This window comes from Azospirillum sp. UFLA03-27 (genome assembly GCF_059803775.1).
The window spans coordinates 1-6,405 of the sequence record NZ_JAUQTX010000317.1; the positions used below are offsets into that span (position 1 = coordinate 1).

At 69.5% G+C, this 6,405-nt stretch carries 7 protein-coding genes and 2 pseudogenes; 6 read left to right on the plus strand and 3 right to left on the minus strand.

Annotated features, from left to right (window positions below):
• Positions 1-129 precede the first annotated feature (129 nt).
• Positions 130-1,233 carry an HlyD family secretion protein gene (locus Q4I23_RS29265; RefSeq protein WP_498528542.1) on the minus strand — a complete coding sequence of 368 codons (1,104 nt, stop codon included), beginning with the start codon at positions 1,231-1,233 and terminating at the stop codon, positions 130-132.
• Positions 1,234-1,524: 291 nt separating this feature from the next.
• Here Q4I23_RS29265 and Q4I23_RS29270 point away from each other — a divergent pair, with 291 nt between their 5' ends.
• Positions 1,525-2,145, plus strand: a complete 621-nt coding sequence (locus Q4I23_RS29270; RefSeq protein ID WP_014198285.1) for a TetR/AcrR family transcriptional regulator — start codon at positions 1,525-1,527, stop codon at positions 2,143-2,145.
• A 23-nt stretch (positions 2,146-2,168) separates the two neighbouring features.
• Here Q4I23_RS29270 and Q4I23_RS29275 read toward each other — a convergent pair whose 3' ends face one another.
• Positions 2,169-2,759 (minus strand): zinc-ribbon domain-containing protein, encoded by a 591-nt coding sequence (locus Q4I23_RS29275; RefSeq protein ID WP_498528545.1) that lies wholly within the window; start codon positions 2,757-2,759, stop codon positions 2,169-2,171.
• Positions 2,760-2,765: 6 nt separating this feature from the next.
• Positions 2,766-2,858: pseudogene (locus Q4I23_RS29280) on the minus strand (zinc-ribbon domain-containing protein); the annotation flags it as partial.
• 219 nt (positions 2,859-3,077) lie between these two features.
• Here Q4I23_RS29280 and ftsE point away from each other — a divergent pair.
• From ftsE to Q4I23_RS29305, 5 genes and pseudogenes are all read left to right on the plus strand, one after another.
• Positions 3,078-3,758, plus strand: coding sequence for a cell division ATP-binding protein FtsE (ftsE, locus tag Q4I23_RS29285; RefSeq protein WP_014198283.1), 681 nt, complete (start codon positions 3,078-3,080; stop codon positions 3,756-3,758).
• A gap of 22 nt (positions 3,759-3,780) precedes the next feature.
• On the plus strand, positions 3,781-4,683 hold the full coding sequence (locus Q4I23_RS29290) for a cell division protein FtsX (RefSeq protein WP_454017088.1): 903 nt from the start codon (positions 3,781-3,783) through the stop codon (positions 4,681-4,683).
• 35 nt (positions 4,684-4,718) lie between these two features.
• Positions 4,719-5,354 (plus strand): YdcF family protein, encoded by a 636-nt coding sequence (locus Q4I23_RS29295; protein WP_498528543.1) that lies wholly within the window; start codon positions 4,719-4,721, stop codon positions 5,352-5,354.
• A gap of 13 nt (positions 5,355-5,367) precedes the next feature.
• The gene (locus Q4I23_RS29300; RefSeq protein ID WP_498528544.1) at positions 5,368-6,150 is read left to right on the plus strand and encodes a lysophospholipid acyltransferase family protein; all 783 of its coding nucleotides are present in this window, start codon (positions 5,368-5,370) and stop codon (positions 6,148-6,150) included.
• Positions 6,150-6,405 (plus strand): annotated as a pseudogene (locus Q4I23_RS29305) (hypothetical protein); the annotation flags it as partial. The gene Q4I23_RS29300 and the pseudogene Q4I23_RS29305, both read left to right, overlap by 1 nt.

Genomic DNA, 6,405 nt, shown 5'->3' on the forward strand with positions numbered 1-6,405 from the left:
GTTATAGTCTCGTGGGCTCGGAGATGTGTATAAGAGACAGGGCGGTGGGCGTGTCGTCGTTGGTGATGGCGGTCATGGTCGCCCTCTCCAGGACGAAAACGGTTGATGCAAAAGCGGCTGTGGGCGCGCTTACTTCGATGCGACCGTGCGGCCGGGAACCAGCGCGCCCATGACGGTGCCGGCGTTGTGCGGCTGCTCCTCGGCGCCGCGGGTGTCGACCTCGGCGACCACCGACAGGCCGGGGCGCAGCAGGCCGGACAGCGCGCTGTCGCGCGGCAGGGCGATGCGCACCGGCACGCGCTGGACGATCTTGGTGAAGTTGCCGGTCGCGTTCTCGGGAGGCAGCAGGCTGAACTGCGAGCCGGAGGCCGGGGCGAAGCTCTCCACCCGGCCATGCAGCGGCTTGTCCGGATAGGCGTCCACTTCCACCGTCACCGGCTGGCCGGGACGCATGCGGGCGAGCTGCGTCTCCTTGAAGTTGGCGACCACATAGACGTCGGGCAGCGGCACCAGCGAGAGAAGCTGCACGCCCGGACGCGCGTACTGGCCGACCTGGACGCCGCGGTTGCCGACCACCCCGTCCACCGGGGCGCGGATGACCGTGTTGTTCAGATCGTTGCGCGCGGTCTGCAGGGCGGCCTCCGCCTGACGCAGGCGGGCGTCGGTCTCGCTGCGGCTGGCGTTCAGCACGCCGACCTGATCCTGCTCCGCGACCAGAGCGGCGCGGCTGCGGGCGGTCTCCGCCGTCGCCTTGCGCAGGTCGGCGTCGGCCGTCTCGAACTTCTGACGGCTGGCCCAGCTGTCGCTGGCGAGCGCGCGGGTGCGGTCGAAATCCTGCTGGGCGCGGCGCTGCTCGGCCTCGGCGCTGGCGACCGAGGCGGCGGCCTGATCGATGATCGCCTTCTGGAGCTGCAGCTTGCTGTCGAGGGTGCCAAGCGCCGCCTTCTGCGCGGCGACGTTGGCCTCGGCCTCCGCGACCTTGGCGCGGAAGTCCTGGTCGTCCAGAACCGCCAGGACATCGCCCGCGGCGACCTGCTGGTTCTCCGCCACCCGGACGTCGCGCACATAAGCGGACACCTTGGGGCTCACCACCGTGATGTCGCTGTGGACATAGGCGTTGTCGGTCGATTCGAAGAAGCGACCTTCGGTCCACCACTCCCAGCCGGCGTAGCCGCCACCGGCCAGCGCCGCCACCGCAACACCCGACAGAACGATCTTCCGCACGGCCTTCATCGTGATCCAACCCACCCGTTTCGGTTCTTTGCCCGGCACGGTCCGGCTTGCCGCCGCCCCACCGAAACTGAACCGTTCAGTTTAGTCTTGCGAAAAGATGATCGCGGGCCTACCTGTTGTCAAGAGTGAACTGAACGGTCTAGTTTTAACGTTTGGGATTGTGGTTGAATGCGGAACGCGTTACGGCAGCGGGGACTCGGCGCACGAAGTCCCGCAAGCACCGCCGGCACCGTGGTAGAACAGGACGCAGGGCCGGTTTCAGGACACCCGGCTTCAGGACATGAGGAACGCATGAGCACGCTGGTCGCCCCCACCCCGGAGGCAGGATCGAAGCCCGCGCAGATCCTGGAGGCCGCCGGAAAGCTGTTCCTGGACCATGGCTACGGCGCCGTCAGCATGGACGCCATCGCCAAGACGGCCAACGTGTCCAAGGCGACGCTCTACGCCCATTTCGGCAGCAAGGACGAGCTGTTCCGCGTCATGGTCGCCCGCGAATGCAAGGGGCAGGCGATGGCCGCCGTCTGCGAGGAGGCGCGCGCGCTCGACATGGCCGACGGGCTGCGCCTGATCGCCCGCCATTTCGTCACGCTGATCCTGTCGCCGCAGGCGCTGGCCGGCTACCGCGTGGTGGTCGGCGAGGCCCACCGCTTCCCCGAGCTGGCGAGCGCCTTCTACGAGGCCGGCCCGGCCCGCACCATGGAGCACATCAGCGCCTTCATGACCGACCTTGACCGCCGCGGCCTGCTGCGCATCCCCGACCCGCAGCTTGCGGCCGAGCAGTTCGTCGGACTCGTCAAGTCGCACACGCATCTGCGCTTCATGCTGTGCCTGTCGGAACGACCGACGGAGGAGCAGTTGACCCGGATCGTCGACGGCGCGGTCTCCCTGATCATCCGGGGCTACGCGCCATAACGGGCCTGCGCCCGGCACGCGCCTCAGCGACCGCCATTGGGGGTGTTGCCGTCGAAGGTGATCATGACCTCAAGCACCCCGGCGGCGTCCTCCTGGACATCGCGGAAGGTGGCGATCTCACCGGGAAGGATCTGCGGCGGCATCGGCTCGACGGTCCAGTTCCGCAACGGCTGGCGGTCGGCGCCCAGCGCGGTGACCCGCAGCGCCGGCACCGTACGCAGCGTCTCGGAGACGTTGACGATCTGCCCCTCCACCAGCAAAGCGGCCTTGCCGTCCTCGGCCTTCTGTTCCGAGCGGACGTTCTGAAGCTGGAGGCCGGTGCCCGGCGGCTCCACCGGCAGGCCGACCGTCTCGTAGAACAGCGCGGCCGGAGGCCACAACCGCACCACGGTGGCGCGGCCGAAGTAGCCGGCGGCACCGATGGCCAGCAACACCGCCACGAAGGCCCCCCAACCGACCAGCGCCCGGCGCCCGGCGCCGGGATCCGCCGGGGTTTTGGCCGGTGCCTTCGTCTTGGAGAACGGCGTCTTGGAGGATGGCGGCGGGACCGGGTGGAACTCGGTCACCGCATCAGGATGGAAGACGGGATCGTCCTGCGGCGACTGCCACCACATGTGGCCGCATTGGGCGCAACGCACCTTCCGGCCCTGCGGACCAACCGCCGAATCGGCAAGAGTGTACCGTGTGTCGCAGGCCGGGCAGGTGATGATCATAGATGCCGATCGTTGTCACCGAATTTGCAGACTGTCCTTATAGGTAGTCATGAGGTGTGAAGCAAGGAACGCACGGGCGCTGCGCGCGGCCGCTCCAACCAAGGCAATGGGCGCGGCAAGGCGGACAGCGGTGGACGCGCCGGCCCCTGCCGGTGCATTGTCCATCCGCGCACCCGGCGGGACGCCGCCGGGGCCTTCCGTTGCGCCTTTGGTGGGACCGTGATCCGTTTCGAGAATGTGGGACTGCGCTATGGCACCGGACCGGAGGTGCTGCGCGACATCAGCTTCACCCTGCCGCCCGGCTCGTTCCACTTCATGACGGGGGCGAGCGGGGCCGGCAAGTCGTCGCTGCTGAAGCTGATGTATCTGGCGCTCCGTCCGTCGCGCGGGCTGGTCACCCTGTTCGGCAAGGACATGGCGCGGGTCAAGCGCACCGACCTGCCGGCGCTGCGCCGCCAGATCGGCGTGGTGTTCCAGGACTTCGCCCTGCTCGACCATCTCTCGGCGCTCGACAACGTGGCGCTGCCGCTGCGCATGGGCGGCGCGCGCGAGTCCGACGTGGTGGAGCACTGCACGGAAATCCTGCGCTGGGTGGGGCTGGGCAACCATCTGAACTCCCTGCCCTCCACCCTGTCGGGCGGGCAGCAGCAGCGCGTCGCCATCGCCCGCGCGGTCATCAACCGCCCGCGCCTGCTGCTGGCCGACGAGCCGACCGGCAACGTCGACGACGGCATCGGCATGCGCCTCCTCTACCTGTTCGAGGAGCTTCACAAGCTGGGCACCACCGTGGTCATCGCCTCGCACAACGAGGCGCTGATCCGCCGCTTCGAGCACCCGCGCCTGATGCTGGAAAACGGGCGCCTGCACGTCCTGCCGGCGCACGCCTCGCGCTGGGCGTGACGCGGAGGGAAGGAGACACGCCATGGCCCTGCCGCCACTGACCCGCCGAAACTCCGACCTGCCGCTGGCGAAGGACCCGACCTCGCGCTTCCTGATGTGGCTGACCGCGCTGATGGTCTATCTGGCGGCGCTGGCGCTGGCCGGGGCGCTGCTCGTCTCCGACATGACCCGGCGCTGGGACAGCGGTCTGGCCGGCGGGCTGACGGTGCAGATCATGCCGCTGCCCGACAGCGCCCAGGCCGCCCCGTTGGAGGAGCGGACGGAGGCCGCGCTGACCGTTCTGCGTGCCACCCCCGGCATCGCCACCGCCAGCCTCCTGTCCAGCGGCGACGTCGGCCGGCTGCTCGAACCCTGGCTGGGCAAGGAGGCCGCTGACCCGCTGCTGCCGATGCCGCGGCTGATCGACGTGATGACCAACGGGCCGGTGGACACGGCGGCGCTGTCCGCGCGCCTGACCTCCGCCGCCCCCGGCGCCACGCTGGACGACCACGCGGTGTGGCTGGCCGACCTGCGCCGCTTCGCCGGGGCGATGCACTTGGCGGCGCTGGGCATCGTGGCGCTGATCGGCGGGGCGGGCGTGATGGCGGTGATCTTCGCCGTGCGCTCCGGACTCGCCATCCACCGCCATGTGGTGGAGCTGCTGCACCTGATGGGGGCAACCGACCGCTACGTGGCGCGGCAGTTCGAATCGCACGTCATCGGCCTGACCCTGCGCGGCGGCATGACCGGGCTGCTGCTGGCCGCCGGCACGCTGGGCGGGATCGGCCACGCCGCCGCCGGGCTTCACGCCAGCCTGCTGCCCGACCTCGCCACCTCGCCCTGGTGGGCCGTCGCCGCGCTGGCCGCCGTGCCGCTGGCCGCCTGCCTGCTGGCCGCGCTGACCGCGCGCTGGACGGTGCTGCGCACGCTGGAGTCGATGCCGTGACCGCCCGCCCGCTCCGTCCGTCCGGAGGCTGAGGGATGGCCCACTCGCGGCGCGCCCGGGTCCTGCGGGCTTTGCGACGGCTTCTGCTGCTGGCGATGCTGTGCGGGATGGCGTGGCTCGGCGGGCTGTTCTGGTTCGCCGCGTCGATCCCCCGCAGCCCGCCGCAACCCGGCAGCGCCGAGGCCACCCGCAACACCGACGCCATCGTGGTGCTGACCGGCGGCAGCGGCCGGCTGAGCACCGGGCTTGAACTGCTGGCCGACGGGCGGGCGCACCGGCTGTTCGTCTCCGGCGTCTACGAGGGGCTGGAGGTGCAGGAGTTGCTGAAGCGCTCCCGCCAGTTCCCCGGCGAGATGGAATGCTGCATCACGCTCGGCTATTCGGCGGACAGCACGATCGGCAACGCCTACGAGACGGCGGACTGGCTGCGCGAGCAGGGCTTCACCTCAATGCGGCTGGTCACCGCCAACTACCACATGATGCGCAGCCTGTTGGAGTTCCGCATGGTGATCCCGCAGGTCGAGGTGGTGCCCCACCCCGTCGCTTCCCCCAACGTGCATCTCAACGACTGGTGGCTGTGGCCGGGCACGGCGAATCTGCTGATGACCGAGTACAACAAGTACATTGTGACGCGCCTTCGCTACACGCTTGAGAAGCTGATCGAATCCTGACAAGTTCCCGGCCATGATCTTCCTGCGTTCCCTCGCCTTCAACGTCGCCTTCTATGTGTGGACGGCGGTCATCTGCGTCGGCATCCTGTGGTCGCTGCTGCTGCCGCGACGCAGCATGATCCGCGTGATCACATGGTATTTCGGCACCGTCTCGTGGCTGGAGCGTACGCTCGCCGGCATCCGATACGAGGTGCGCGGGCGCGAGCACGTACCCAAAAGCGGGTCGTTCCTCCTGGCCGCCAAGCACCAGTCGGCCTGGGAGACGATGAAGCTGCACTTCCTCGTCAACGACCCGGCGATCATCCTGAAGCGCGAGCTTCTGTGGATTCCCATCTGGGGCTGGTACGCCGCCAAGTCCCGGATGATCGCCGTCGACCGCGGCGCCAAGGGGCGCGCCGTCGCCTCCATGGTCCGGAACGCCCGCCCGGTGCGGGACGAGGGGCGTCCCATCGTGATCTTCCCGCAGGGGACGCGGGTCGCCGTCGGCGCCTATCGCCCTTACCGGATCGGCGTCGGCGTGCTCTACGACCATCTCGACATCCCCATCGTGCCGATGGCTCTGAACGCCGGCCTCTACTGGGCGCGCAACAGCTTCATCAAGCGGCCGGGCACCATCATCGTGGAATTCCTGCCCCCCATCCCGCCGGGCCTGGGCCGCGCCAAGGCCATGCAGGAGCTGGAGGAGCGGCTGGAGGCGGCCACCGACCGGCTGGTCGTCGCCGCGGGCGGCCCGGCGACCGTGCGGCCGAAGGCGGCGGAACCGGCCGCCGCCGCGGTGAGCGAAACCGCGTCCTGATGCGCCGGGGCGCGGCCTTCGCCATCCTCGCCGGTCCTGTGCTGGCAATGTCGATGGCGACGGCGACGGACGCCCACGCCCAGTCGCAGCCGAGCGCGGAACGCTTCTCCAACGCCGCGGTGACCAAGGGCGTCACCATCACCCGAAAGGCCTGCGCCGCGCTGGAGGCCCAGGAAACCGCCGCCTGGGTCGAGGTGGACGGGCGCGGGGCTGTCTCTTATACACATCTGACGCTGCCGACGATTATACGCGAGT